A 25,083-nucleotide genomic window follows, 5' to 3' on the forward strand; every position below is an offset into this window, starting at 1 on the left:
GGTTGCTGGCTGACAGCCGTGCTGCTTCGTGGCAAGCTCGACGCCATGATCGAATCACTGCAGCCTTGGCAATGTCTGCTCGCGCAGCCTCCGATATGGCACTATTCCGGCGTGCTGGGAGATGAGCATGCCACGCAATTGATGTATCGGTTGGACAGCGAATTGCCCTGGGAGCGCCCTTCGTTGACACTGTACGGTCGCCGACATGCCATTCCCCGGCAACAGGTATGGATGGGCGATAGCCATGCCAGCTATCGCTATTCCGGACGCGATTTCACACCGGCCCCCTGGCATCCGGGAGTCGCCGATCTCAAGCAACGTATCGAGTCATTACTCGCCGTCAGCCACCTCCCCTCCTGGCGTTTCAACAGTGTTCTCCTTAACCGCTACGAAGGAGGAGACGACAGGATGGGGTGGCATAGCGATGACGAGCCCGAACTCGGCGATGATCCCGTGGTGGCCGCTGTCAGTCTGGGGGCGGAACGTCCGTTGCGAATGCGCTGGAAGGACAAGCGTGCCGAGGCCTTCAACCTCTGGCTCCCCCATGATGGATTGTTACTCATGGGACCCGGCACACAGCACTGGCTGCAACACGCTCTGCTGCCGAGACGTATCCCTGGATTGCGTATCAGCCTGACCTTCCGTCATGTCGAGTGATTTTCACCCGCGCCGGTAGCCCGGCGTCACGAACGGCATCTTGGCGATTTTCATGGGGAGCTTGCGTCCTCTGACCTCGGCATGGACCGAATTCCCCGCTTCGGCATACTCGACCGATACATACCCCATGGCAACAGGGTGTCCGACACTGGGGCCGAAACTTCCCGAAGTGACCTGACCGATAGCCTGACCATCGGCATCGAACAGTTCCGCCCCTTCGCGAACTGGAGCACGCCCTTCCCCCATCAGACCGACGCGCTTTCGGGCGTGGTCCCTGGCCTCGATCTGATGAAGAATCACATCGGCCCCCGGGAAGCCGCCGGGACGCTCACCATCACGACGGCGCGGTTTGCCGACAGCCCATATCAATGAGGCTTCGACCGGCGTCGTCGTGGTATCGATGTCATGACCATAGAGACACAATCCCGCCTCCAGACGTAGCGAGTCACGTGCCCCCAACCCGATCGGCTCAACCTCTTCTTCCTCACAAAGCCGTCGTGCCAACGTGTCGCACGCGTCGGCCGGCACGGAAATCTCGAACCCATCCTCCCCGGTATAGCCACTACGACTGACCCATACCGGTATCCCGTCGATCTCGAAGCGAGCATGCTCCATGAACACCAGGTCACACGCCGCGGGACACAACCGATGCATTACCGCTTCCGCTTTCGGCCCCTGTAACGCCAACAAGCCGCGGTCCAATTCCTCTACTCGATAGTCATTGCCCAGCCCGGTACGCAAATGGGCAATATCCTGTTCCTTGCATGCCGCATTGACCACGAGATAAAAATGGTCACCGGCATTGACCACCATCAGATCATCGAGGATCCCTCCTGAATCGTTGGTCATCAGGGAGTAGCGTTGCCGACCTTGCTCCAACCCGACGATATCCGCGGGCAGCAACGTCTCCAGGGCTTCCGCAACATTGGCGCCATGTACCAGCACTTGCCCCATATGGGACACATCGAACAAGCCGCACGCACTGCGTGTATGCTCATGCTCCTTCTTGACGCCCATCGGATACTGGACCGGCATTTCATAACCGGCAAAAGGCACCATCTTTCCGCCGTTGTCCTGATGAAACGCATACAGCGGCGTATGATTCAGTTCGCTCATTATGGTCGTAATCCTCGCAATCGGTTGTCACGGAAAGTAGAAAAGGAACGGCGCCAAATGACGCCGTTCATGACTCCTTCAACGATCGAGATCCTCGCCAGGCAGGACTTCCTTGCCAGCAAAGTAATCACTGGTCAGCTTGAAGACCACCGGTGACAGCAAGGCCAGCGCGATCAGGTTGGGAATAGCCATCATTGCGTTGAAGACACTGGCCATCAGCCATACGAAATCCAACGGCGCAACCGCTCCCGCCAGAATGGCGAGGATATAGACCACGCGGTAGATCTTGATGGAACCAACACCAAACAGGAATTCGAAGCACTTCTCTCCATAGAATGCCCAGCCAAGAATCGTCGTGAAGGCAAACACGGCCAGCGAGAAGGAGACGACGTATTGGCCAATTCCCGGCAATGTCGCATCAAAGGCCATCGATGTCAGTGCCGCCCCGGTTTCACCTGACGTCCATTCCGTGGTGGTCAGAATTGCCAGCGCGGTAATGCTGCACACCACGATGGTATCGATGAACGTACCCAGCATGGCAATCAACCCCTGACGTACCGGGTTCTTGGTCTGGGCAGCCGCATGAGCGATGGGAGCACTGCCAAGACCGGCCTCGTTGGAGAAGACCCCGCGAGCCACACCGAACTGGATCGCCTTGGCGACCGCAGCACCGGCAAACCCGCCGGCCGCCGATACCGGTGTAAAGGCGTGGGTAAAGATCATGCCCAGCGCATTGCCGACCTGACTGATATTGATGAGCAGGACCAGCAACCCGCAAACGAGGTACGCCACGGCCATGATCGGCACCAGCTTACCGGCAACTCGGGCAATACGCTTGATACCCCCCAGAATGACGGCACCGGCCAAGCCCATGATGATGATTCCGGTCACCCAATGCGGGAGGTTGATCGTACTGGCAAGACCATCCGCTACCGAATTGGATTGCACGGTATTACCGATACCGAATGCGGCCACCGCCCCGAAGAAGGCAAACGCTCCGCCCAGCCAGGTCCACTTGCGCCCCAGGCCATTACGGATGTAATACATCGGCCCACCGACGTGATCGCCGGCTTCATCGACTTGTCGATAACGCACGGCCAGCACGGCCTCCGAAAACTTGGTGGCCATCCCGACCAGCGCCGTAATCCACATCCAGAATACCGCGCCGGGTCCTCCCAGAAAGATCGCTGTAGCCACCCCGGCAATGTTACCGGTGCCGATCGTGGCAGACAGCGAGGTCATCAAGGCATTGAAAGGCGAGACTTCGCCCTCGCTCTCGTCTTCCTTGGTTGTCGTCCGGCCTTTCCAGAGCAGTCTGAAGCCCATCCCCAGTTTGCGGATCGGCATCGCTCTCAGTCCGGCCTGCAGATAGAGCCCTACCCCCAACAGCAGTACCAGCATCAGGGGGCCCCACACCACGCCTTCAACAGCGGTCAAAAAACTCGTCAACGCTTCCATTACATCTTATCCCCTTTAGTGGTTGTTGTTGTGCCACTCGATGGCCCGAGAAGCACTGGCGAACATACGACGTCTGCCGTACCAGGGCTGGACAGTCCGCTTACTGACAGAATGACCAGCCATTCAACCCGCGTAAGATAGCGAATCACACCATGATTCGACCACCCCACCATATAAAATCTCGTCTTACACTGTCTTATCGTGACATCGGCGCTACCATCTTCCTAAACGCTAAACATAGCCCATTCTCCCGGTACACTCGATCACTCACTGCCAGTCCCGTGGAGACGCGGTACCCATTGACACCATGACGAAGAAACTTGTTTCTTATTGGAAACATCGATACATTATGCCGCATCGGGAATGAACGACAAGTCGCTTCCTGCTCGGGCGACGACTGCACCGAGCTGGACGTCGAGAGCAAAGCCGGCCAACCTGTGTAAGACGGCCCGACAGGGCCGGTCATTGCTGACAAACCCCGGGCTGGCCACCGGATCGTATCGAGAGGATGCCATCCGGTAGCGCCAACGACAGAAACCGCTTTCGTATAGGAAATAGCAATGAGCACGATTCCATCCAATCTGCGCTACACCGACAGCCACGAGTGGGTCCTCGACAATGGTGACGGCACGGCCACCCTAGGCATTACCGATCATGCCCAGGAAGCATTGGGGGACGTTGTTTTCGTCGAGCTTCCGGAAGTCGGTCGTGAACTGGAGACCGGTGAAGAGTTCGGCGTCATTGAGTCAGTCAAGGCCGCGTCCGATCTGTATAGCCCGCTGACCGGCGAGGTCGTCGAAATCAACGACGCACTCGAGGATGCTCCCGAAGCCATCAACGAATCGCCTTATGAAGATGGATGGGTTGCCAAGGTGCAACTCAGCGACCGTGAGCAACTCGAATCCCTGCTCGATGCCGATGCCTACTCTCGCATCGTCGAGGCCGAGCAGGAGTAATGAATCAATGGCACGGTCGCCGTCTTCCGGGCCGTGCCCCTTATTTCCATTCAGGGTGTTTCATGGCACTAGATAACCGCCGACTGGCCGAACTGGCCGATCATGACGCTTTCTTGCATCGACACAATGGCCCCGATGCCGATGAGACGCAGGGCATGCTTGAGGTCATCGGTGTCGATTCGCTTCCCAGCCTCATTGAACAAACGATTCCACCGGATATCCGGCTGGGGCGAGAACTGGAGCTCGACGCTCCACGGTCGGAACCTGAAGCTCTCGCTTACCTGCAGCGTCTTGCTCGTCAGAACAAGGTCTTCAAGACCTATATCGGTCAAGGGTACTACAACACCTACCTACCGGCGGTCATCCAGCGCAATGTACTGGAGAACCCCGGGTGGTATACGGCGTACACCCCCTACCAGCCTGAAATTGCCCAGGGCCGTCTGGAAGGCCTGCTCAACTTCCAGCAAATGGTCATGGATTTGACCGGCATGGAACTGGCCAACGCCTCACTGCTGGACGAAGCGACAGCCGCGGCGGAAGCCATGGCGCTCTGCAAGCGCGCCAACCGAAAGGCCAAGAGCAATGCCTTTTTCGTTGCTGATGATGTCCTGCCGCAGACCCTGGATGTTCTGAAAACGCGGGCCTACTACTTCGGCTTCGAACTGATCGTTGCCCCTGCCGAAGAACTTTCCAGAGCCGATGTCTTCGGTGCGCTGCTTCAATACCCCGGCGAAAGCGGCAGAGTGCGTGATCTATCCACACTGTTATCGCAAGCACGAGACGCCAATGTCATGACCTGCGTCGCCGCCGATATCATGTCTCTGGTGCTGCTCAAGGAACCCGGTGCATTGGGTGCGGATATCGTCGTAGGGAACTCTCAACGATTCGGTGTTCCCATGGGATATGGCGGCCCCCATGCCGCGTTCTTCGCGACCACCGACAAACTCAAGCGCTCCGTTCCTGGTCGCATCATCGGTGTCTCCAAGGATTCCCGTGGCAACGATGCGCTGCGCATGGCCATGCAGACGCGCGAGCAGCATATTCGCCGCGAAAAGGCCACGTCCAACATCTGTACGGCACAAGCGCTGCTCGCCAATATCGCAGGTTTCTACGCCGTCTATCATGGTCAGGAAGGCTTGCGAACCATCGCATCTCGCATTCACCGACTGACCACGATCCTGGCAGAAGGGTTGAGGCGCAAGGGGGTGTCTCTGGCTCATGAAAGCTGGTTCGATACACTTCGGCTGACGGGAGTCGACGCCGGCAAGATCCACGGTCGCGCCATGACCCACGAGATCAATCTACGCTATTTCGCCAATGGCGATATCGGCGTCAGCCTCGATGAGACGACCACTTCCGCCGACCTGAGCATTCTCTTCGATGTGCTGCTCGGTGAAGAACACGACCTATCGCTGGCCGCTCTGGACGAGGAGATCGTCGCGCGGGGTATCAGTGGTATTCCCGACGACTGTCAGCGGCAATCCGACTTCCTGACTCATCCCACCTTCCGGCGCTATCGCAGCGAGACCGAAATGCTGCGCTACCTGAAGCGTCTGGAGAATCGCGACTTGTCATTGACACATGCCATGATTCCCCTGGGATCGTGCACGATGAAACTCAACGCCACGAGTGAAATGGTCCCTGTCACCTGGCCGGAGTTTGCCCATATCCATCCCTTCGTGCCTCGTGACCAGACTGTCGGCTACCAACAGATGATCGATGAACTGTCGGCCTTCCTGGTGGAAATCACCGGTTACGAGCATATCTCAATGCAACCCAATTCCGGGGCACAGGGGGAATATGCCGGCCTGGTCGCCATTCGCCGTTATCAGGATGCACAGGGAGAGGGGCATCGGGATATCTGCCTGATCCCCAGTTCCGCTCATGGTACCAATCCGGCGTCGGCGGCCATGGCCCATATGAAAGTGGTCGTGGTCGAGTGCGATGACGATGGCAACATCGATCTGGACGATCTGCACGCCAAGGCCGAAAAGTACCGGGACACGCTGTCAGCCATCATGCTGACGTATCCTTCGACCCATGGTGTGTTCGAAGAAGGCATTCGAAAGGCCTGTCGCCTCGTTCACGATAATGGCGGACAAGTTTATATCGACGGCGCCAACATGAATGCACAGGTCGGACTCTCCCGGCCGGGCGATTTCGGTGGTGATATCTCACACCTCAATCTGCACAAGACATTCTGCATTCCGCACGGTGGCGGAGGTCCCGGCATGGGCCCCATCGGTGTCAAGTCTCACCTGGCGCCTTACGTTTCCAACCATGTAGTGACACCGCTCCAGGGCATCGAAACGCAAGGAGGTGCAGTCGCCGCCACTGCCTATGGCTCCGCGTCGATCCTGCCGATCTCCTGGGCCTACATCAAGATGATGGGCGCGCGCGGTCTGCGCAAAGCAACGGAACTGGCCATTCTGAATGCCAACTATATAGCCAAGCGCCTGGAATCGCACTATCCGATCTTGTACAAGGGCACCAATGGTACGGTTGCCCACGAATGCATCATCGACGTTCGCCCACTCAAGACGTCTTCCGGTATCAGCGAAGAAGACATCGCCAAACGGTTGATGGACTATGGTTTCCACGCCCCCACGATGTCCTTCCCGGTCCCCGGCACTCTGATGGTGGAACCGACGGAATCCGAATCACGCTATGAAATCGACCGATTCTGCGATGCCATGATCGCTATTCGGGAAGAAATCGCCAGCGTAGAACGCGGTGACTGGCCAGCCGATGACAATCCCCTGGTCAGAGCACCACACACCATGGCCGACCTAATGGACGATCACTGGGAACGAGCCTATTCCAGGGAGCTCGGTGCCTTTCCATCCAAGGCCGTGAAAGATGCCAAGTTCTGGCCGTCCGTCAATCGCGTGGATAATGTCTACGGTGACCGTAACTTGATCTGCTCCTGCCCCAGCATCGACGCGTACCGTGACTGACGCACCCATGGCGCCTCACCCCATCACGGTGAGGCGCGTCTACCCTGCTGACTGGACGCCGCTGGAACTCATTGGCTCAAACCGGGATCTTCAGAAAAACCATACAATGTATGTCGACGCTGATCGCGGAAATCGGCCAGCAATTGCGCATACCGTTTGGGCAACTCGCTCCCTATCGGCGTCACGCGATGCAGCGTTTCATGGACGGGATGCGGTAGCGGCAACTCCTTGACCTGTCGTTGCCAGGGAGAGGTTTCGAGAACCAGCCGGGAAAGAACAGTGAACCCGAGTCCGCGCGCGACCGCATCGAGTACCATGCTTACTTCATTGGTAAATCCCTGGCGCGGCACCTGGCCCATCGAACGGAACTCTTCAGGGAAGTTGGCGCGTAACAACTGTCCTGCATGGTTGATACCATCAGAATAATTGACGAAGCCCAAGGCCATGAGATCCGCCAGTGTCGTACCGGTAAAATCAGCGGGAACGACCAGGCACAGGGGTTCCTGGTGCCAGAGTTCATAGCTCAAATCGGGATGTTTGATGACATCGGTCACGATTCCCACGTCATAACGTCCTTTCAGAACATCCTGAACGATATCCCCATTGAAGGCAAAGCTGTAATTGACCCGTAACCCAGGATACATCTGCTGATACCCCAGGAGGAACGGATAGAACATCAGCCCGATACTGCCGGGTGATGCAATACGGCACTCTCCTGAATCAAGAGACTCGTTATCCAGTGAATGGCGGAACTGCTCATGCTCGGCGAACAGTTTGACCGCATAATCGTACGCCCGCCGACCACTCTCCGTCAGTGTGAACTTGCGCCCATGTCGGTTCAGCAGGGATTTCTGCAGATACTGCTCCAGCTTTCGAATGTGCTGACTCACGCCAGGTTGTGTCATATCGAGACGGCGTGCCGTCAGAGTGAAGCTACCGGTCTCGACCAGGGTCAGGTATGTGCGGAAATACTGAGCATTGAACATGGAGCAGTGCTTGTATCAATCGTGGATAAAGATGAGACACGACAACAATATCGATACTATCAGAAAACATCGTCGCAGGCAGCGCTGGGGCGCTTGTCATGCCCCATGTTAGACTAAGCGGACGTTTCAGCAATAAGGTTCGAGTGTTATGCCTGATCCACTTGCCCGTCGAGCAGACGCCATCCATCAAACCCTGATCGTCATGGAACAGGACGCCGAGGCCGATGATCTTTTCGCCTTGGGCTACCTGATTCCCCAGGTTCCTCTTGTCATGGAAATGGTCGAATACGACCCGGAGAATGTCGTTCCCGAGGACTTCGATGATGTCTTTCTCGAATGGCTCAACAACGCCTTTGCCGATGATGCCATGAGTCAACATGACCAGGATCATATCCGCCAGCTATGGGACCAGGCACGTCGCCAATCCAATGCTGCATGACAAGGACGATACCCATGCCCAGAACGATTTCCACCACGATTTCTCCGGAAGGCAGCCTGGAAGTGTTGTCGCAACATGAGGTCAACCGTCTGCGGGATACCTCGGCCAACGGGCTGCATGAACTGTTGCGACGCTGTGCCCTGGCCATTCTCAATTGTGGCAACCCCACTGACGATGGCCTCCAGGTCATGGAAACCTACCATGACTTTGATATCGAAGTGTTACAACAGGATCGCGGAATTCGTCTCAAATTGAACAATGCGCCCGCCGAAGCGTTTGTCGATGGCAGGATGATTCGGGGGATTCGCGAACTACTCTCCGCCGTTCTGCGTGATGTCGTTTATGTCTACAACGAAATCCAGACGCAGCAACGATTCGACCTGAGTACCGGTGAAGGAACGACGAATGCTGTTTTTCATATTCTTCGCAAAGCAGGGGCACTGAAACCCTCGCTCGACCCGGGAATCGTCGTGTGCTGGGGTGGCCATTCGATCACTCGGGAAGAGTACAATTATACAAAAGACGTTGGCTACCACCTCGGATTACGCGATATGGACATCTGTACCGGATGTGGTCCGGGAGCAATGAAAGGACCCATGAAAGGCGCCAACGTTGCCCATGCCAAGCAACGCCGAAAACTGGGACGTTACATCGGTATTTCCGAACCCGGTATCATTGCCGCCGAATCCCCCAACCCGATCGTCAACGAGTTGGTGATCATGCCGGATATCGAAAAACGCCTGGAAGCCTTCGTGCGGTTGGGTCACGGCATTGTCATCTTTCCCGGCGGCGTCGGCACCGCCGAAGAAATACTTTACCTGCTCGGGATATTACTGCATCCAACGAATCGAGAAATGCCGTTTCCCGTCATCTTCACTGGTCCGGCTGACTCAGCCGACTATTTCGCACGGATCGACGAGTTTCTCGGCTATACGCTGGGTGATGAAGCTCGCAGTCGCTACCGTATCATGATCGACGACCCGGTGGGTGTCGCACGCGCCATGCGCGATGGAATCGATGATGTGACACAATTTCGTCGCCAGCAGCAGGATGCGTTCTATTACAACTGGCGGCTCAATATCGCCAGAAACTTTCAGGAACCCTTTGAACCGACCCATGAAACCATGGCCGGCCTGGCGCTACATCACCAGCAACCCATTCACGAACTCGCTGCCAATTTGCGGCGCGCGTTTTCAGGAATCGTTGCGGGCAACGTCAAGGAGCCCGGCATTCGCGCCATTGAATCTCATGGCCCGTTCCGCCTCCACGCCGAACCCGAATTGATGAAACGTCTGGACGAGCTTCTTAGCTCATTCGTCGAACAGGGACGCATGAAATTGCCGGGCAGTCACTACGTCCCCTGCTACACCCTGAGTTAGAAAATGACGAGATGCCGGCAGTCGCAGCCGAGCACTAAGCCGGCCTCAACCCTTGCGCATCCATAATGTGGCGACATGCAGCAACAGGCCTGAAACAGCAGCCTGCGACAACCACAACGGCCAGATAATGATGCCGTGCGTGGCAATCTGCCACAATGCCGTCACCGCCAATCCAGCAAGCAACCAACCCCCCAGGCGTCGCACGAAGTGAGGAACCTGCATGCGCGAAGCTTGATCGAGACCGCGCCAGTGCCAGATCACAACTACCGCGACGGCGGCGAAAGCGATGAGCAATAACGTCAGCCGCGTCATGTGTTGATTAATGACATAGCGCGGGATACTGGCGACGATCAAGATCAATAGACCCAACAGGGTACTCAATCGTTGCGGTGTCATGGCCATCATCTTGATTCATGCCACCTGGAGATTTTGCGAATCTATCCACTGCTCCGCCCACGGGATGGCGGCATCGTCGGCCATGAAGGTTTCCATGGCGTCGACCTCCAGGCGATCCCCGAGTCGTTGCGCCCCGAGATCCTCCAACAAGACATCCAGTGAGCGTCCCCCACCGCAGAACGTCTCTCCGTAGGAACTGTCACCCAAGGCAATCAGACCATATTGCAATTCATGCAACGAAGGGCTCCGTTCCTGTAAAGCGCGAACGAACGGGACAAGGTTTCCCGGGCAGTCACCACTCCCTGTCGTGGAAACACAGAACAGCGCCAGATCTGTCGGCGAGTCGACAAGATCCTCCAGGCTCGGCTGCTCGTAGATCGTGACGTCATATCCCGCCTGTTCGAATAGCGGTTTGACCTGTTCGGCAACGTCCAATGCACCGCCATAAACGGTACCAACAAAAATCTTGAGGGTAGGCATACCGTCGCTTTTCCCGATGAATTCGCAGGCATGTTATCACAACAAGGAAGGCTGACCGAATCCGGGCAATTCCTGTAAGCAAAAGACGGAGCCGGTGACGGCTCCGCCCTGACGGGTTAAAGCGATGTCACATCAACGGCGCAATTCGCCATCGAAGTCTTCAACCCGGCTCTTCAACTTCTGGCCAGGCCGGAAAGTGACCACTCGCCTTGCGGAAATAGGAATTTCCTCGCCGGTCTTGGGGTTGCGCCCCGGCCTTTCACGCTTGTCACGCAAGTCGAAGTTACCGAACCCGGATAGCTTGACCTGCTCGTTCTCACGTAAACAGCCACGAATCTCCTCGAAGAAGCATTCCACCATCGACTTGGCCTCTCGTTTGGAGAGCCCCAATTCGACATGCAGATGTTCCGCCAGTTCCGCTTTGGTCAACGCGCCCATGGGTCATTCCCTCGTGGTGGATATCGTTCAATTCAGCAATACCGTGTTCCATCCACCGTCTCAGCCAAACCGGATGGTTCGGTGACTCAGCCTCTGAGCCGAGCACCAAAACGTTCCCCTGTCTGAGCGACGATGGAATCGACTAACTGATTGATTTCATCATCATTGAGCGTGCGTGAAGGATGCTGCCAGGTCAAGCCCAACGCGACACTCTTCATCCCATCGGATACCCCTTTGCCCTGGTAGACATCGAAAAGGCGAAGTTCACTGAGCCATTCACCAGCGGCTTCATGCAAACAATCCAGCAATGCCTGAACCGGCAGTTGCTCATCCACCAGCAAGGCCAGATCACGACGGACTTCCGGATAACGTGACAGAGGCTGAAACGCTGGCACTTGCCCTCGCGTCAACGCATCAAGGGAGACTTCGAAGAGAACCGCATCGGTCTTCAGACCCAGCTGCCCCCTGACAGCGGGATGCAAGGTCCCGATCCAGCCGACTGGTTCTCCCTTGCGAAGGATCCGGGCACTCTGGCCGGGATGCAGTGACGGGTGTTGTGCCGGCTCGAATCGCCATGCCTCGGGATCGCCCAGCGACAAGAGACTTTCCAGATCCCCCTTGAGATCGAAAAAGTCGACATCCCGAGTCCCAGCCGACCACCCTTCGGGATCACGGCGGCCATTGACCACGGCTCCCAGCATCGACTCCTGACGCAAGTCATCCAGTGTTCCACGGAAAACCAGACCGGTCTCGAACAGCCGCACACGATGCTGTTGACGATTGAGGTTGTATTCCAGAGCCTTGATCAGCCCAGGAAACAGGCTGGCCCGCATCACCGACATATCATTGGAAATCGGATTCGCCAACGCCGGTGCCACGGCATCAGGCAACATCGTTTGCTGCAGTTCGGGGGCCACGAAACTGTAGGTAATCGCTTCCTGAAAACCGCGTGCCACCATCTGGCGGCGCAGTCGAGCAAGTGTCAAGCGGTCCTCGTCATCGGCACGCAACGCCAGACGGGCAGCGGGACGCCGGACGGGCAACCGGTTATAACCATGAATGCGGGCGACTTCCTCGATCAGATCCTCTTCAATCGCGATATCGAAACGCCAACTAGGGGCAACGGCCGACCATCCCTCCGCGCGTTCAGCCACCTGGATACCCAAACGAGTGAGGATATCAACCACATCGACACCCTCCAGCTCGGTGCCCAGTGCCTGACGAAGACGAGCCGCCCCCAATGTCATCGATGCCGGCGACGGCATTTGCCCGTCATCCATCACCTCCGTGACGGGACCGCTCTCCCCCCCCGTGATGGACAACAATAGTGTCGTGGCACGCTCCACGGCAAGCCTCGCCAAGTGGGGATCGACGCCACGCTCGAAACGGTGGGACGCATCAGTATGCAGTCCATAGTGGCGAGCCTGGCCGGCAATCGCCAAGGGTGTGAAGAAGGCGGACTCGAGAAAAATGTCGGAGGTCTCGACATTGACTCCGGAGTTCTCCCCCCCCATCACCCCGGCAATCGCCAAGGGCCCCTTACCATCGGCAATGATCAGTGTATTCTCATCGAGCGAGACTTCTTGTCCGTCGAGCAATACCAGTGTCTCTCCGGAGCGCGCCCCTCTGACTTCAATCCCTTCATGGAGGTTGGCACGGTCGAAGGCATGCATCGGTTGACCCAGTTCGAGCATCACATAGTTGGTGACATCGACAACCGGATCAATGGACCGGATACCGCTCCGCCGCAGCCTCTCCAGCATCCATAGCGGCGTCTCGGCTGTCACGTCGACATTCTTGATGACTCGCCCGACATACCGTGGACAGCGTTCCGGATCAGCCACATTGATACCGAACGTTTCCTCGTGCTCAGCCGGCACGGGATCAATGGCCGGCCCCGCAACGTCGCATCGGTTGAGCACACCTATCTCCCGGGCCAACCCCTGAATGCTGAGGCAGTCACCGCGGTTGGGTGTCAGATCGACTTCAATCGAGGTGTCCTCTAGCCTCATCCATTCGCGAAAATCCGCTCCTGGCGGCGCATCACCAGCCAGTACCAGAATTCCCGACGAGGTTTCCTCGCTAAGGCCGAGTTCGGATGCCGAACAGATCATGCCTTGTGATTCGGCGCCGCGGAGGCGTGTTTCCCGGATATCGATCCCCCCCGGCAGTACGGCGCCAACGCGAGCAAAAGGCACCTTCTGTCCGACGGCAACATTGGGAGCAGCGCAAACCACTTGAGACGTCTTGCCGCTACCGTCATCGACATGACAAACACTCAGTTTGTCAGCATCGGGATGTTGCTGTTTATCAGTCACCTCAGCCACGACGACCCGGGAGAACTCCCCTGCAACCGGGGTAATGCTGTCCACTTCAAGCCCAGCCATGGTGATCTGGTCAGCCAGTTGCTGCGTCGACAAGTCCGGTGAGACCCATTCCCGCAACCATTGCTCGGAAAACTTCATGACGAATCCTGTCTTCTACTAATCCGGTTGACGATCAAGCGAACTGACGCAGGAAGCGCAGGTCGTTATCGAAAAAGAGGCGCAAGTCATTGACGCCGTAGCGCAACATGGCCAGACGCTCGGCACCCATGCCAAAGGCGAAGCCGGTATATCGGGACGCATCGATTCCGGAGTGTCGGAACACTTCGGGATGCACCATGCCACACCCCATCACTTCCAGCCAGCCGCTGTGAGAGCACACACGGCACCCCTCTCCGTTACACATGACACACTGGATATCGACCTCAGCCGACGGCTCCGTGAACGGAAAATAGGAAGGACGAAACCTCACGGACAGGTCGTCACGCTCGAAAAAAGCGTGCAGAAAATCCTCGATCGTACCTTTGAGGTCGGCAAAGCTGACATCTTCATCGACCAACAGCCCCTCGACCTGGTGGAACATCGGCGTGTGCGTCAAGTCAGAATCACTCCGGTAAACGCGTCCGGGACATACGATCCGAATCGGCGGCGCCTGGCTTTTCATGGTCCGAACCTGTACCGGCGAGGTATGCGTACGCAGCAACCGCGTAGCATCGAAGTAGAAGGTATCGGCCATGCCTCTAGCAGGATGATGCGCCGGAATATTTAGCGCCTCGAAATTGTGATAGTCATCTTCGATTTCCGGCCCCACGGCGACGTCATATCCCACCCGAGTAAACAGCCCTTCTATACGCTCAAGGGTTCGGGTGACGGGGTGAAGACCGCCATTGATCTGACCACGCCCAGGCAAGGTTACATCCACACTTTCTTCCTCCAGCCTGGCCTGCAATGCGGCCTGCTGCAGGGATTGCCGACGCGTTTCCAACTCATCACCAAGCGATTGCTTGGCCTGGTTGATACGCTCACCAACCGCCGGACGCTCCTCGGGAGGCAATTGTCCCAACCCTTTGAGCAGTGAAGTAATCTCGCCTTTCTTGCCGAGGTAACGTACCCGAACTTCGTCGAGGGATGCCATATCCTGAGCCTCGGCAATCGCGCTACGGGCATCGGCGACCAATTTGGAAAGGTGGTCCATCCGTTAAGCTCCGAACGGGCTGGCCGACTCAAATGGAGAAAAAGTCAGCACAGCGTTGATCTGACAAACGTGTAAAAACGATGTTAGTGAGCCGAACACTCACCGAAACGAAACAGGGGAAGAGCAGCTGCTCTTCCCCCGTATATGCACGGCTGGTTGTGACACGGCAACGCCATGACACCTATCCACCCTTATTGAGCAGCCTTGGCCTTCTCGACGATGGCCGCAAACGCGGCTTTCTCGTGAACGGCTAGATCGGCAAGCACTTTTCGGTCGATCTCGACTCCCGACTTTTTCAAGCCGGCAATAAAGCGACTGTATGACATGCCATTCTGACGGGCGGCCGCATTGATACGGGAAATCCACAATGCGCGGAACTGGCGTTTGCGCTGACGACGGTCACGATAGGCATACTGCCCTGCTTTGATGACAGCCTGTTTGGCAACACGGAAGACCCGGGAACGAGCACCATAGTAGCCCTTGGCCTGCTTCAACACTTTCTTGTGACGGCGACGTGCAACGACACCACGCTTGACACGAGTCATAGCTTTCTCCTGACGTTAGCGAAATTCAAACCAAGGATCAAAGTTTCGGCAGCATGCGTTGAATCAGGGCACGATCGGCATCATGAACCTGTTTCATCCCACGTAGCTGACGCTTACGCTTGGTGGACTTCTTGGTCAGGATATGGCTACGGAACGACTGCTTATGTTTGATACCGTGAGCCGACTTCTTGAAGCGCTTGGCAGCGCCGCTGTTACTCTTGATTTTCGGCATGAGGGACAACTCCACTCGGACGTTTTTCAGAAAACCCAAGGCCGACACCCACCTTTCCACACAAGATGGATGCCCGTTAACCTGCCATTGGATCACTTCTTCTTGGGGGCAAGGATCATGATCATCTGACGGCCTTCCATCTTGGGGAAGGACTCGACTGTTGCCAGTTCATCGAGATCATCGGCAATCCGTTCCATCAGCTTGCGGCCGATATCCTGGTGTGCCATCTCACGGCCACGAAACCGCAAGGTCACCTTGCCCTTATCGCCACCTTCGAGGAAACGGATCAGGTTACGTAGTTTCACCTGGTAGTCGCCCTCGTCGGTGCCAGGTCGGAATTTGACTTCCTTGACCTGGATCTGCTTCTGCTTTTTCTTCTGAGCCGCTTTCTGCTTTTTTTGCTCGAAGACAAATTTACCGTAATCCATGATCTTGCAGACCACAGGATCGGCATTGGAGATCTGTACCAGATCCATACCAGCTTCTTCAGCTTTCTCTAATGCCTCACTGGTAGGAACAATACCCAACTGTTCGCCATCCGAACCGATGAGACGTACCTGGTCTTCGGTGATACGGTCATTCATTGGGGGACGCTTGTCTTGACGTCCACGCTGCTGGTTATTCCGCTTGATCGTTACATCTCCGTGTTGATTGACGTTGACACAGAACCAATATGGCCAGGGCGTTCGCGACTCACCACCACAGGTTTAGCATGGAACCTGCTCGGCTTCCAGCTTGGCGACCAACTCATCGACCGAAAAGGTTCCGAGATCCTCGCCACTCCGGGTACGCACAGCCACCGTATTGGTTTCAACTTCCTTATCTCCCGCTACGAGAAGATAAGGTATTTTCTGCAACGTATGTTCGCGGATTTTAAAGCCGATTTTCTCATTCCTCAAGTCCGCCTTGACGCGCAGACCGATTTTTTGCAATCGCTGCTCCAATTCACGCGCATAATGATGCTGTGCGTCAGTGATGGTCAGTATCACCGCCTGCTCAGGTGCCAGCCATAAGGGCATCGCCCCCGCATAATGCTCGATCAGGATACCCAGGAACCGCTCGAAGGACCCCAGGATGGCGCGATGCAACATGACCGGGGTCTTGCGATCCCCATCTTCGTCGACGTACTGAGCACCGAGGCGACCTGGCAGGTTGAAATCCAGTTGAAGCGTACCGCACTGCCAGACCCGGTTAAGACAATCACGCAACGCGAATTCGATTTTCGGCCCGTAAAACGCGCCTTCACCCGGCTGAAGCTCCCATTCCAGTCCCGTTGCATTCAGTGCCGCTTCCAGCCCCTTCTCGGCCCGGTCCCAGAGAGCCGGCTCCCCGAGGAAATCTTCTTCGGGCCGTGTCGACAGCTTGAGCTCGACATCCTCGAAGCCAAGTTCCTTATAGACCTTCAACGTCAGATTGATGAACGCTTCCGCCTCTGCCTGTATCTGGGCTTCCGTACAGAAGATGTGTGCGTCGTCTTGAGTAAATCCACGCACGCGCATCAATCCATGCAACGACCCAGACGGTTCATTGCGATGGCAGCTTCCAAACTCCGCCAAACGCAGTGGCAGGTCGCGGTAACTCTTGAGCCCCTGATTGAACACCTGCACGTGGCAGGGACAATTCATCGGCTTGACCGCAAACTGACGCTTTTCCGATTCGGTCGTGAACATCAGGTCGCTATAGTGCCCCCAGTGACCCGATTTCTGCCACAGTGACAGATCGACCACTTGAGGCGTCTTGATCTCCTGATAGCCATGTTCGCGCTGTACGCGACGCATATAGCTTTCGAGAGCCTGGTAGAGAGCCCAGCCATTGGGATGCCAAAAGACCATTCCCGGCGCCTCTTCCTGCAAGTGGAAGAGATCCATTTTCTTGGCTAATTTACGATGATCGCGACGCTCAGCCTCTTCCAAGCGCTGGAGGTAGGCCTTCAACTGTTTCTTGTCACTCCAGGCGGTACCGTAAATTCGAGTCAGCATCGGACGCTCGGAATCACCACGCCAATAGGCTCCGGCGAGTTTCGTCAGCTTGAATGCTTTCAGATGACGGGTATTCGGCACATGCGGGCCACGGCACATGTCGACATACTCTTCATGATGATACAGGCGGATCGTTTCCCCTTCGGGAATATCCCTGACGATCTCCTGCTTATAGGGTTCGTCGCGCTGAACGAACGTAGCCATCGCCTTGTCAGCATCGACGTATTCACGAACGACATCGTAATGACGGTCGATCAGCGCCTTCATTCGCTCTTCGATGCGCTCAAGATCATCAGGAGTGACCGACTGGCCGAAATCGATATCGTAATAGAAGCCATCGCCGATCACGGGACCAATCGCCATTTTGGCATCGGGATATAGCTGCTTGACTGCGTGGCCGATAACATGGGCGCAGGAGTGTCGAATGATCTCCAGTCCTTCGTCATCACGAGCCGTTATGATTGACACCTCGGCATCATGGTCAATCACATCAGCGGCATCAACGAGCACGCCATCAATCTTTCCGGCCACGCAGGCCTTGGCAAGGCCGGGGCCGATGGACTCGGCCAGGTCCATGATACTGAGAGAGTCCTCGAATGATCTTTGGCTGCCATCAGGCAGAGTCACAATGGGCATTAGTCAAATCCTTAACGCAGTGGTGATCCACACCAAGGATCACTTGCAATCGATCAAAGAATAGCTGTAAGCAGTCATTTCGATCATGGTATCCCGGCCAGAAGCCATGGATCACCAGACAGATGAGAACGGGGACTCTATCAGATCGAGGCGTCATGACGCCACGCAATAATGACGAAATGGGGCGCCCGAAGGCGCCCCATACACTCTTCCTACCCGATTCGATATCGGGAACGGATGTGCCGTATCAGCGTGGCACTCAATCAGTCCACTCGTCGAGTTCAACGCGACGGTTTTCCGCACGACCTTCATCGGTTTCGTTGGAAGCAATGGGTTGCTCCTCACCGTAACCGCGGGCACGCATGCGATCACTATCGACGCCCTGGGACTCGAGATAGTCCACGACCGATTCAGCACGACGCTGAGACAAGTCCTGATTGTACTCGGCGGAACCGACCGCATCCGTATGCCCTTCGATGCTGACACGAACACCTTCATTGGCCACGAGGCGCTCGGCAACCTCATCAAGAATCGATTCGGCCTGCTGTGTCAATTGAGCAGAGTCGAATTCGAAGTTGACATCACGAAGGACAAGGCTCTCGGGGCAGCCCAGGGCATTGACTTCTTCACCGGCCGGTGTATCCGGACATTGATCCTTGAAGTCGGGGACACCGTCACCGTCGGAATCAAGCGGGCAGCCCTTGGAGTCCACTTCAACGCCTGAGGGGGTTCCGGGGCATTCATCACGGAAGTCGGGGACACCGTCACCGTCGGAATCGAGCGGACACCCCTCCGCATCCTTGGCGACACCTGCCGGAATCTCGCCCTCATAACTCGGGCACTCTTCCACTTCAGGTTCCGGCTCGTTATCAGCACACAGCAGTCCGCCGATGGTCGCGCCGGCGGTACCACCAACGGCCACGCCTGCCTCCTCATCGGAGCTACTGCTGGTGGCATAGCCAATGCCACCGCCAATCAGTCCCCCTGCCAGACCGCAAACAGCCGGATGCTGATACCAGGCCCGGTCACTTGCGGAATTGCCACTCCCTTGGCCTGAGGACTGAGATGCTGAGCTGGCACAGCCGGATAGGCCGACAACCAGTGCAGAGCCGAGCAATAAGCCAGTCGAAGATTTTTTCATGTAAGACTCCTTCTTAACATTCTGCTAGTCGTAACCCCAGGTTTGCTAGTCATACCCCGGCTAGTCGCGATCCTGAGTTACCGAGAGGGTCCCGCGAAAACGGAACCCTTTTGCAGGACAATAAATTTCGTCCTCACACCGCAAAGAAAGCACATTTAATCGAATTCGGCTAGTGCTTATATGTGACTCATGACTATATCATGACCAGCAGCAATCCTTTAATCCTTTAGGTCAGCCCGCCCATTACACCATGCAAGGGTCATCCACAACGTGGTATCACGATGTATTGACTTCCCGACTCAACCAATTGGCCCTAAATGCCAGAATTTCACGAGCGGCTTCTCTGATCGTGGCATCCAGCTCGGATTCGATCGCCAGACGCTCACGATCTTCCTTCATACGATCCCGCGGTGATAACGCCAGCCTCGACGAATGAGTATGAAGATGCGATGTACGCGCATATGTCTCGGCAAATACACGGAATCGATCCTGATCCGTCAGATCCGGATCGATGATTTCCAGCAATACCTTGCATCGCAGGGCGCCCTCGGTTAGATCGACCTGATCGTCGAGCATAGCCTTGGCAATAGCATCCAGGCTTTCCAGGCATTGCTGATTGGCACGATTTATTTCATCTCGCTTGAATGCTTCTCTACGCTTGACCTCGCGCCATAAGCGAAGCGCATAAAGACTCAACCCGACGACAACCAGAATGGCTACCGCCAACAGCCCCCAAGCCATAACAGGACTCATGAAAAAGTGTGTCCCCTTTATCGTAGAACTGGCGTGTTACCACAACCAGATCGCTGCATAATGATCCAGCAACAAGACCCCGAAGACGTACAGGATATAACGTATGGAATACCAGAACGCATTGATCGGCGCCTGGGGGTCATGACCGCGCCAGACACGCCAGTTCCAGATCATGAAACGGATATTGAGAAGAACGATACCCACCAGATACAGCAGACCACTCATGCCAATGGCAAAGGGCAACAGGGTCACGGCAACCGTCAGCCAGCCATACAGCCAGACCTGCAGACGCGTGAAAGCATCGCCATGCGTGACCGGCAACATCGGGACGCCGGCGTTGGCATACTCATCCCGCTTGTGTATGGCCAACGCCCAGAAATGCGGCGGTGTCCAGGCAAAGACGATCAGCATCAACAACAATGGCTCAGGCCCCAGTTGGCCGGTCACGGCAGTCCAGCCCAACAACGGGGGGGCTGCACCGGCTACACCACCGATCACGATATTCTGAGGAGTGGCGCGCTTAAGGAACGCCGTATAAATCAATGCATAACCGATCAGCGACGCCAAGGTCAGCCAGGCCGTCAATGCATTGACCTGCCACCACAAAAGACCAATACCAAGCACCGAGAGAAGACTGGCCCAAAGCAAGGCAAGCGATGTCGGTAGGCGGCGAGTGACCAGCGGACGCTCCTGCGTCCGTATCATCATCGCATCAAGACGTCGGTCGAGAATATGGTTGAATGCGGCTGCGCCGCTGGCTGCCAACCCGATTCCCGTCAACCCGAAAGTCACGGCCGCAGCCGGCGGCAGCGACGGCGTAGCCAACGCCATCCCTACCATGCTGCAAACCAGCATGACGACGACGACACGCGGTTTGCACAAGGTCAAGAAATCACGCCACAACCAGGTCGACGACTCCATCTTGAGAGTATCGTCGGCTACTGCATCACGCATTCACGCATTCTCCCATCGCACTGGATCGTCCGGGTTGCCCGATCCCGCGTGCTTGCCAAACTGCCAATACCATCATTGCCACCATCAACAAGGCGCCGGCGGTATGGACCAGTGCCAGACTCAAGGGCAGCCACCAGATGACATTGAGCGCACCAATCAGTACTTGTCCACCATACACGGCGAACAACAGCAGTAGTATCGGTCGTAATTGTCGCACTCCCCAATGTCGCCATATCAACATCAATAATGTTATCCCCAGTGCCAACGCACCGAGACGATGCCCCATATGAATGGCACTGCGGGCATCGGCATGCAACTGACCATAAAGATAGTTGGGGCCAACCGTCTGCGTCAGGTGAAATCCTTCACTCCAGTCCATCGATGGCCACCATTCCCCATTGCAGGTAGGGAACCCCTGACACGCCATACCGGCGTAATTACTCGATGTCCAGCCACCCAATGCCAATTGAGCGACCAACAGTGCAATCGCTACAGCCCACCAGCGGGACAGGCGTCGAGGCGCCGATACTATACCTTCTCCCTCCTTGGAGATCGATCGGGCATAACGTCGCAGCCTCAGGTGGAGCCAGAGAAATAATCCCATCACTGCCAGCCCACCCAACAAATGTAGCGTCACCACTTGAGGCCATAGTTTAAGCGTCACAGTAAAGGCGCCAAAAGCCCCTTGAACCACGATGGCCATCAAGAGCGCCAAGCTCACCCCCCAAGGGTAGCCTGCGTCGTTCCGCCGGGAACGGCCCAACATGACCAAGGCCAAAACGATCACCCCCAGCAGCGATGCTATATAGCGATGGAACATTTCCACCCAGGCCTTGAACGGCTCGAGCGGTGAATCCGGTGTATGGGCCTGGGCCACGCCCGCATCCGGCACGACCAGGCGTCCGTAGCATCCCGGCCAGTCCGGACACCCCAATCCCGCGTCGGTCAGACGAGTCCACGCCCCGACCAACACGACAATGGCGGTCATGACGGTACCAACCAGGCTCAATGCAACGAGCAGATGACGACGCGATCCTGACTTGAACACGATTTCTTTCCCCTCAAAGGCATCCCAAGATCAACGGTCCGCGCCACCCGGCGGTTCAGGGTTGGTCTCCAGCAACAATTGAATATCGTCCAGCACATCCTCGGTCGACACATCGGACGAATAGCTCAACACGGGCTTACCTTCAGGATCCAGTACCCACACTTGTCCCTCAGAGTGCCACTCAGGAGTGCGTGTCCACTGCGCTCGCTGCTCGCCAGGGAGGGCCTCTCCGGCATCGCCGCCGATACGCAAACGAGACACCCGGGGCGCTTCCCGCCCCAATGCTCGGTGAAGACGCCACCAGCGGTCCGCTTGTTGGGAACAGTCGATGGAACAGTCGAATACCAGCATCCAATCCTCGCCGTTCAGCGTCACTGAGCTGACCGGCCACTCTTCGAACACAGGATGATCCGGCTCAAGTTGTCCATGAGCCGTTTTTGAATCGGGAATTCCGATCCGAAGCTCAACCATTACCCAAGCCGCCAATAGCGGCGCGGCAAATACACCGATCAAGGCCAGCAACTTACAACGCTGACGAGCCAAATACGTCATTCACTCAGTCTCTTTTTATCCACGTTCGATGAAAACCATGGCAGGCGTCGACTGTTAAGACGACGCCTGCTTACCCAGCCCCAGATATCTGCCGCCAACGTACATCGCAATCAGTGCAGCCAGTGACAGCCCCCACCACTGGGCGGCATAGCCGAAATGGCGACTGGGAGGCATGACACTCGGCTCCCACCATGAAGTCAACTGACCAGGCCCTTGCTGCTGATGAACCCAACCTTCATGAGCAAAATTCCCCAGCCCCTCCCAAGCGATCAGATCAATCTGCTGCAAACGCTGCCCTTCGCGATTATCCCCCAACAATAGTCCCTGGTCTCTGGCAGGTTGCCACTGCCCCGTTATTTCGACGGTCCCATCCGGCGTTGACACCTCAGGATTTTCCCGGGGCGCATCAGTGGCCACGAACCCCCGCTGGATCAGCCATAAACGGCCGTCCCCGGAACGAAACGGCGTCAAGACAGCCACTCCGACACGCCCATCAACGATCCGATTATCAAGAAACAGGGAATGCTCGCCGAGGAACTCCCCTTCGAGGATAATTTCCGAACCGGCAGGCGGCGTTTCGGCAGGCGCTTCGAGACGAGGAGCAGCAGCCAGTTCGTCAAGGTACTCGCGCTTGTCTTCAGCCCGCTGCCACTGCCATAGTCCGAGACTGATGCCAAGCGCCACCAGTAGGCTCCAGCCGATCCACCACACCCGCTTCAGGGTGGTATGTCGAGTGCGATGGTGTACATTGGCAGAATGCCCACTCACGGAGAGCCCTCATGCTGAAAGCATTGATAGCGTTAGCTTTTGTCATCATGGTATCGAGCCTGGCAGCCGGTGCCGGTTTCCTGCTACATGACGACAGTCGATCCAAGCGCGTGCTTGTCTCTCTCAAGCTACGTGTCGCCACTGCAAGCATCTTACTCGTTCTGCTCGTATACGGGTTCTATTTCGGCGACCTCGCTGCCGGCTGAGAACATCGGACGCTGTCGCCCGAATCCGCAACAGCGTCCGGCTCAACACCGTGTCAGAAGACGTAGACGAACAGGAACAAGCCGATCCATACGACATCGACGAAGTGCCAATACCAGGCACCCGCTTCAAAGGCGAAATGGTCATCACGACTGAAATGTCCCTTGAGGATGCGCCCAAGCATGACAGCCAAGGTCACCACGCCGACCGTGACATGGAATCCATGGAATCCCGTCAAAAGAAAGAAGGTCGAGCCATAAATACCGGCATCCAGCGTAATCCCATAATGCGTATAGGCTTCGTAATATTCGACCCCCTGGACCACCAGGAAGCAGGCACCCAATGCCAGAGTGACAATCAGCCAGTTCCGTGCCGTAGCACGCAGGCCTTCCTTAAGCGCTTCGTGGGATACGGTCAGCGTGATGCTGGAAGCGACGAGGAAAAGCGTATTGACCAGGGGCAGCTGCCAGGGGCTGACGATGTCACGCGGCCCGCTGATACTGCTGTCAGGCGGGTTCATCAGAGGCCAGCTGGCAGTAAAGTCAGGCCACAGTAGTGTTGCGATGCCTTTGGCCCCCTCGCCATCGAGCCAGGGCAGCGCAAAGACACGCACATAATAAAGCGTGCCGAAAAACGCGGCGAAGAACATCACCTCTGAGAAGATGAACCACCCCATCCCCCACCGGAAAGAGCGATCCATCTGAGCGTCATAGAGCCCTTGACGCGACTCGATCACGACATCGCGAAACCAGAACCACATCACGGCAAGCACAGCGACAGTCCCGAGCCCGAGAACCAAGCTACCGACACCATGAACCAGCACAACGCCCATCCCGATCATCATCAAGCCAACGGCAGCCGACCCTAAAGCCGGCCACTTGCTGGTCTCGGGAACGTAGTAACTGCCACTCATGCGTCACCTCCTTCAAGCGAAGTCGTCTGAACCTGCTGAGATACGTTGTCGTTATCCACCGGATATAAGGTATACACCAGCGTCACGGTATTGATGTCTTCGGGCAAATCTCTGGTGAGCTGAAATACCAGCGGCATTTCTATCCGCTCCCCTCCCCCGATCAGTTGCTCCTGAAAGCAAAAACACGTCAGCTTGCGCATATGCAACGAGGCTTCCGAGGGTGTCACGCTAGGTACCGCTCGTCCCCATACATCATCATCACTGTTGTTGGTAAACGCGAACTCGACCTCTGTCGGTTGACCGGGATGCACTCGCACTTGCCGCGTCAACGCCTCAAGTTCCCAGGGCAGTCCTTTCGACGAACGCGTTATGAACTGAACCGTGACATAACGCGACGTATCCGCCTCTTCATTGCTCATGGCTTGAGGTTGGTTGGCCGCTTTGCCGTTGAGCCCTGTCACTCGACAGAAAACGTCGTACAGCGGCACCAAGGCAAAGGCAAAAAAGAACATGCCTATCAACACAACCACTGTACGCGTCACCGTTTTCTGGACCGGAGTCACGAGTCGTCTCCCGA

At 56.5% G+C, this 25,083-nt stretch carries 26 protein-coding genes; 6 read left to right on the forward strand and 20 right to left on the reverse strand.

Translation table 11 applies throughout. From position 1 onward, the window contains the following. Window positions 1–18: 18 nt before the first annotated feature. Window positions 19–657, forward strand: coding sequence for an alpha-ketoglutarate-dependent dioxygenase AlkB family protein (locus BLW01_RS11735; protein ID WP_229806417.1), 639 nt, complete (start codon window positions 19–21; stop codon window positions 655–657). Window positions 658–660: 3 nt separating this feature from the next. On the opposite strand, the gene gcvT is transcribed toward BLW01_RS11735, so the two are convergent. After that, on the reverse strand, window positions 661–1,773 hold the full coding sequence (gcvT, locus tag BLW01_RS11740; protein ID WP_092569888.1) for a glycine cleavage system aminomethyltransferase GcvT: 1,113 nt from the start codon (window positions 1,771–1,773) through the stop codon (window positions 661–663). Between the two features lie 78 nt (window positions 1,774–1,851). After that, entirely contained in the window at window positions 1,852–3,231 is a 1,380-nt protein-coding gene (locus BLW01_RS11745; RefSeq protein ID WP_092569890.1) for an alanine/glycine:cation symporter family protein, read from the reverse strand. 560 nt (window positions 3,232–3,791) lie between these two features. Here BLW01_RS11745 and gcvH point away from each other — a divergent pair. Both gcvH and gcvP read left to right on the forward strand, forming a co-directional pair. Next, the gene (gcvH, locus tag BLW01_RS11750; RefSeq protein ID WP_092569892.1) at window positions 3,792–4,187 is read left to right on the forward strand and encodes a glycine cleavage system protein GcvH; all 396 of its coding nucleotides are present in this window, start codon (window positions 3,792–3,794) and stop codon (window positions 4,185–4,187) included. Window positions 4,188–4,249: 62 nt separating this feature from the next. Continuing rightward, the gene (gene gcvP / locus BLW01_RS11755) at window positions 4,250–7,144 is read left to right on the forward strand and encodes an aminomethyl-transferring glycine dehydrogenase (protein WP_092570006.1); all 2,895 of its coding nucleotides are present in this window, start codon (window positions 4,250–4,252) and stop codon (window positions 7,142–7,144) included. A 68-nt stretch (window positions 7,145–7,212) separates the two neighbouring features. Here the strand turns inward: gcvP and BLW01_RS11760 are convergent, their stop codons facing one another. Beyond that, entirely contained in the window at window positions 7,213–8,130 is a 918-nt protein-coding gene (locus BLW01_RS11760; RefSeq protein ID WP_092569894.1) for a LysR family transcriptional regulator, read from the reverse strand. Between the two features lie 148 nt (window positions 8,131–8,278). On the opposite strand from BLW01_RS11760, the gene BLW01_RS11765 reads away from it, so the two are divergent. Both BLW01_RS11765 and ppnN read left to right on the forward strand, forming a co-directional pair. Beyond that, window positions 8,279–8,569, forward strand: a complete 291-nt coding sequence (locus BLW01_RS11765; protein ID WP_092569896.1) for a YfcL family protein — start codon at window positions 8,279–8,281, stop codon at window positions 8,567–8,569. A 14-nt stretch (window positions 8,570–8,583) separates the two neighbouring features. Then, the gene (gene ppnN, locus BLW01_RS11770; RefSeq protein WP_092569898.1) at window positions 8,584–9,948 is read left to right on the forward strand and encodes a nucleotide 5'-monophosphate nucleosidase PpnN; all 1,365 of its coding nucleotides are present in this window, start codon (window positions 8,584–8,586) and stop codon (window positions 9,946–9,948) included. Between the two features lie 45 nt (window positions 9,949–9,993). Here ppnN and BLW01_RS11775 read toward each other — a convergent pair whose 3' ends face one another. From BLW01_RS11775 to BLW01_RS11845, 15 genes are all read right to left on the reverse strand, one after another. Next, window positions 9,994–10,344, reverse strand: a complete 351-nt coding sequence (locus BLW01_RS11775; RefSeq protein ID WP_139243931.1) for a hypothetical protein — start codon at window positions 10,342–10,344, stop codon at window positions 9,994–9,996. A gap of 15 nt (window positions 10,345–10,359) precedes the next feature. After that, window positions 10,360–10,824: a flavodoxin gene (locus tag BLW01_RS11780; RefSeq protein WP_092569902.1), complete on the reverse strand. Its 465-nt coding sequence runs from the start codon at window positions 10,822–10,824 to the stop codon at window positions 10,360–10,362. 132 nt (window positions 10,825–10,956) lie between these two features. Then, entirely contained in the window at window positions 10,957–11,262 is a 306-nt protein-coding gene (ihfA, locus tag BLW01_RS11785; RefSeq protein ID WP_092569904.1) for an integration host factor subunit alpha, read from the reverse strand. An 86-nt stretch (window positions 11,263–11,348) separates the two neighbouring features. Then, window positions 11,349–13,727 (reverse strand): phenylalanine--tRNA ligase subunit beta, encoded by a 2,379-nt coding sequence (pheT, locus tag BLW01_RS11790; protein WP_092569906.1) that lies wholly within the window; start codon window positions 13,725–13,727, stop codon window positions 11,349–11,351. Window positions 13,728–13,761: 34 nt separating this feature from the next. After that, the gene (gene pheS, locus BLW01_RS11795) at window positions 13,762–14,781 is read right to left on the reverse strand and encodes a phenylalanine--tRNA ligase subunit alpha (protein WP_092569908.1); all 1,020 of its coding nucleotides are present in this window, start codon (window positions 14,779–14,781) and stop codon (window positions 13,762–13,764) included. A 191-nt stretch (window positions 14,782–14,972) separates the two neighbouring features. Next, a complete protein-coding gene (gene rplT, locus BLW01_RS11800; protein ID WP_092569910.1) occupies window positions 14,973–15,326 on the reverse strand; it encodes a 50S ribosomal protein L20 in 354 nt (117 codons plus the stop codon). Window positions 15,327–15,363: 37 nt separating this feature from the next. Next, a complete protein-coding gene (gene rpmI / locus BLW01_RS11805) occupies window positions 15,364–15,558 on the reverse strand; it encodes a 50S ribosomal protein L35 (protein WP_092569912.1) in 195 nt (64 codons plus the stop codon). A gap of 92 nt (window positions 15,559–15,650) precedes the next feature. Beyond that, window positions 15,651–16,190 (reverse strand): translation initiation factor IF-3, encoded by a 540-nt coding sequence (gene infC / locus BLW01_RS11810; RefSeq protein ID WP_268244659.1) that lies wholly within the window; start codon window positions 16,188–16,190, stop codon window positions 15,651–15,653. A gap of 75 nt (window positions 16,191–16,265) precedes the next feature. Then, entirely contained in the window at window positions 16,266–18,173 is a 1,908-nt protein-coding gene (gene thrS, locus BLW01_RS11815; RefSeq protein ID WP_092569916.1) for a threonine--tRNA ligase, read from the reverse strand. Between the two features lie 259 nt (window positions 18,174–18,432). Beyond that, window positions 18,433–19,314 (reverse strand): OmpA family protein, encoded by an 882-nt coding sequence (locus tag BLW01_RS11820; RefSeq protein WP_092569917.1) that lies wholly within the window; start codon window positions 19,312–19,314, stop codon window positions 18,433–18,435. Window positions 19,315–19,590: 276 nt separating this feature from the next. After that, complete coding sequence (locus BLW01_RS11825; RefSeq protein WP_092569919.1) at window positions 19,591–20,067, reverse strand: DUF2489 domain-containing protein; 477 nt, start codon at window positions 20,065–20,067, stop codon at window positions 19,591–19,593. A 36-nt stretch (window positions 20,068–20,103) separates the two neighbouring features. Then, the gene (cyoE, locus tag BLW01_RS11830; protein WP_092569921.1) at window positions 20,104–21,021 is read right to left on the reverse strand and encodes a heme o synthase; all 918 of its coding nucleotides are present in this window, start codon (window positions 21,019–21,021) and stop codon (window positions 20,104–20,106) included. Continuing rightward, window positions 21,014–22,072: a COX15/CtaA family protein gene (locus BLW01_RS11835; RefSeq protein WP_373294135.1), complete on the reverse strand. Its 1,059-nt coding sequence runs from the start codon at window positions 22,070–22,072 to the stop codon at window positions 21,014–21,016. Before BLW01_RS11835 ends, cyoE begins: the two co-directional genes overlap by 8 nt. Window positions 22,073–22,099: 27 nt before the next feature. Continuing rightward, a complete protein-coding gene (locus BLW01_RS11840; protein ID WP_092569923.1) occupies window positions 22,100–22,621 on the reverse strand; it encodes a hypothetical protein in 522 nt (173 codons plus the stop codon). A 54-nt stretch (window positions 22,622–22,675) separates the two neighbouring features. Continuing rightward, complete coding sequence (locus BLW01_RS11845; protein WP_229806418.1) at window positions 22,676–23,389, reverse strand: SURF1 family protein; 714 nt, start codon at window positions 23,387–23,389, stop codon at window positions 22,676–22,678. Between the two features lie 11 nt (window positions 23,390–23,400). Here BLW01_RS11845 and BLW01_RS11850 point away from each other — a divergent pair, with 11 nt between their 5' ends. Beyond that, window positions 23,401–23,595 carry a DUF2909 domain-containing protein gene (locus tag BLW01_RS11850; protein WP_092569925.1) on the forward strand — a complete coding sequence of 65 codons (195 nt, stop codon included), beginning with the start codon at window positions 23,401–23,403 and terminating at the stop codon, window positions 23,593–23,595. 53 nt (window positions 23,596–23,648) lie between these two features. On the opposite strand, the gene BLW01_RS11855 is transcribed toward BLW01_RS11850, so the two are convergent. Both BLW01_RS11855 and BLW01_RS11860 read right to left on the reverse strand, forming a co-directional pair. Next, window positions 23,649–24,506 (reverse strand): cytochrome c oxidase subunit 3, encoded by an 858-nt coding sequence (locus tag BLW01_RS11855; protein ID WP_092569927.1) that lies wholly within the window; start codon window positions 24,504–24,506, stop codon window positions 23,649–23,651. After that, window positions 24,503–25,069 (reverse strand): cytochrome c oxidase assembly protein, encoded by a 567-nt coding sequence (locus BLW01_RS11860; protein ID WP_092569929.1) that lies wholly within the window; start codon window positions 25,067–25,069, stop codon window positions 24,503–24,505. The genes BLW01_RS11855 and BLW01_RS11860 overlap by 4 nt, the downstream gene beginning before the upstream one ends. Window positions 25,070–25,083 lie beyond the last annotated feature (14 nt).

It is taken from the genome of Aidingimonas halophila, assembly GCF_900106955.1.
Classification (GTDB): Bacteria; Pseudomonadota; Gammaproteobacteria; order Pseudomonadales; family Halomonadaceae; genus Aidingimonas; species Aidingimonas halophila.

What these genes read in the sequence shown, in the direction of transcription:
- gcvT (WP_092569888.1), bottom strand. Translation starts at nt 1,773, where the DNA reads ATGAGCGAACTGAATCATACGCCGCTGTATGCGTTTCATCAGGACAAC.
- BLW01_RS11745 (WP_092569890.1), bottom strand. Translation starts at nt 3,231, where the DNA reads ATGGAAGCGTTGACGAGTTTTTTGACCGCTGTTGAAGGCGTGGTGTGG.
- gcvH (WP_092569892.1), top strand. Translation starts at nt 3,792, where the DNA reads ATGAGCACGATTCCATCCAATCTGCGCTACACCGACAGCCACGAGTGG.
- gcvP (WP_092570006.1), top strand. Translation starts at nt 4,250, where the DNA reads ATGGCACTAGATAACCGCCGACTGGCCGAACTGGCCGATCATGACGCT.
- BLW01_RS11760 (WP_092569894.1), bottom strand. Translation starts at nt 8,130, where the DNA reads ATGTTCAATGCTCAGTATTTCCGCACATACCTGACCCTGGTCGAGACC.
- BLW01_RS11765 (WP_092569896.1), top strand. Translation starts at nt 8,279, where the DNA reads ATGCCTGATCCACTTGCCCGTCGAGCAGACGCCATCCATCAAACCCTG.
- ppnN (WP_092569898.1), top strand. Translation starts at nt 8,584, where the DNA reads ATGCCCAGAACGATTTCCACCACGATTTCTCCGGAAGGCAGCCTGGAA.
- BLW01_RS11775 (WP_139243931.1), bottom strand. Translation starts at nt 10,344, where the DNA reads ATGACACCGCAACGATTGAGTACCCTGTTGGGTCTATTGATCTTGATC.
- BLW01_RS11780 (WP_092569902.1), bottom strand. Translation starts at nt 10,824, where the DNA reads ATGCCTACCCTCAAGATTTTTGTTGGTACCGTTTATGGCGGTGCATTG.
- ihfA (WP_092569904.1), bottom strand. Translation starts at nt 11,262, where the DNA reads ATGGGCGCGTTGACCAAAGCGGAACTGGCGGAACATCTGCATGTCGAA.
- pheT (WP_092569906.1), bottom strand. Translation starts at nt 13,727, where the DNA reads ATGAAGTTTTCCGAGCAATGGTTGCGGGAATGGGTCTCACCGGACTTG.
- pheS (WP_092569908.1), bottom strand. Translation starts at nt 14,781, where the DNA reads ATGGACCACCTTTCCAAATTGGTCGCCGATGCCCGTAGCGCGATTGCC.
- rplT (WP_092569910.1), bottom strand. Translation starts at nt 15,326, where the DNA reads ATGACTCGTGTCAAGCGTGGTGTCGTTGCACGTCGCCGTCACAAGAAA.
- rpmI (WP_092569912.1), bottom strand. Translation starts at nt 15,558, where the DNA reads ATGCCGAAAATCAAGAGTAACAGCGGCGCTGCCAAGCGCTTCAAGAAG.
- thrS (WP_092569916.1), bottom strand. Translation starts at nt 18,173, where the DNA reads ATGCCCATTGTGACTCTGCCTGATGGCAGCCAAAGATCATTCGAGGAC.
- BLW01_RS11820 (WP_092569917.1), bottom strand. Translation starts at nt 19,314, where the DNA reads ATGAAAAAATCTTCGACTGGCTTATTGCTCGGCTCTGCACTGGTTGTC.
- BLW01_RS11825 (WP_092569919.1), bottom strand. Translation starts at nt 20,067, where the DNA reads ATGAGTCCTGTTATGGCTTGGGGGCTGTTGGCGGTAGCCATTCTGGTT.
- cyoE (WP_092569921.1), bottom strand. Translation starts at nt 21,021, where the DNA reads ATGCGTGATGCAGTAGCCGACGATACTCTCAAGATGGAGTCGTCGACC.
- BLW01_RS11840 (WP_092569923.1), bottom strand. Translation starts at nt 22,621, where the DNA reads ATGACGTATTTGGCTCGTCAGCGTTGTAAGTTGCTGGCCTTGATCGGT.
- BLW01_RS11850 (WP_092569925.1), top strand. Translation starts at nt 23,401, where the DNA reads ATGCTGAAAGCATTGATAGCGTTAGCTTTTGTCATCATGGTATCGAGC.
- BLW01_RS11855 (WP_092569927.1), bottom strand. Translation starts at nt 24,506, where the DNA reads ATGAGTGGCAGTTACTACGTTCCCGAGACCAGCAAGTGGCCGGCTTTA.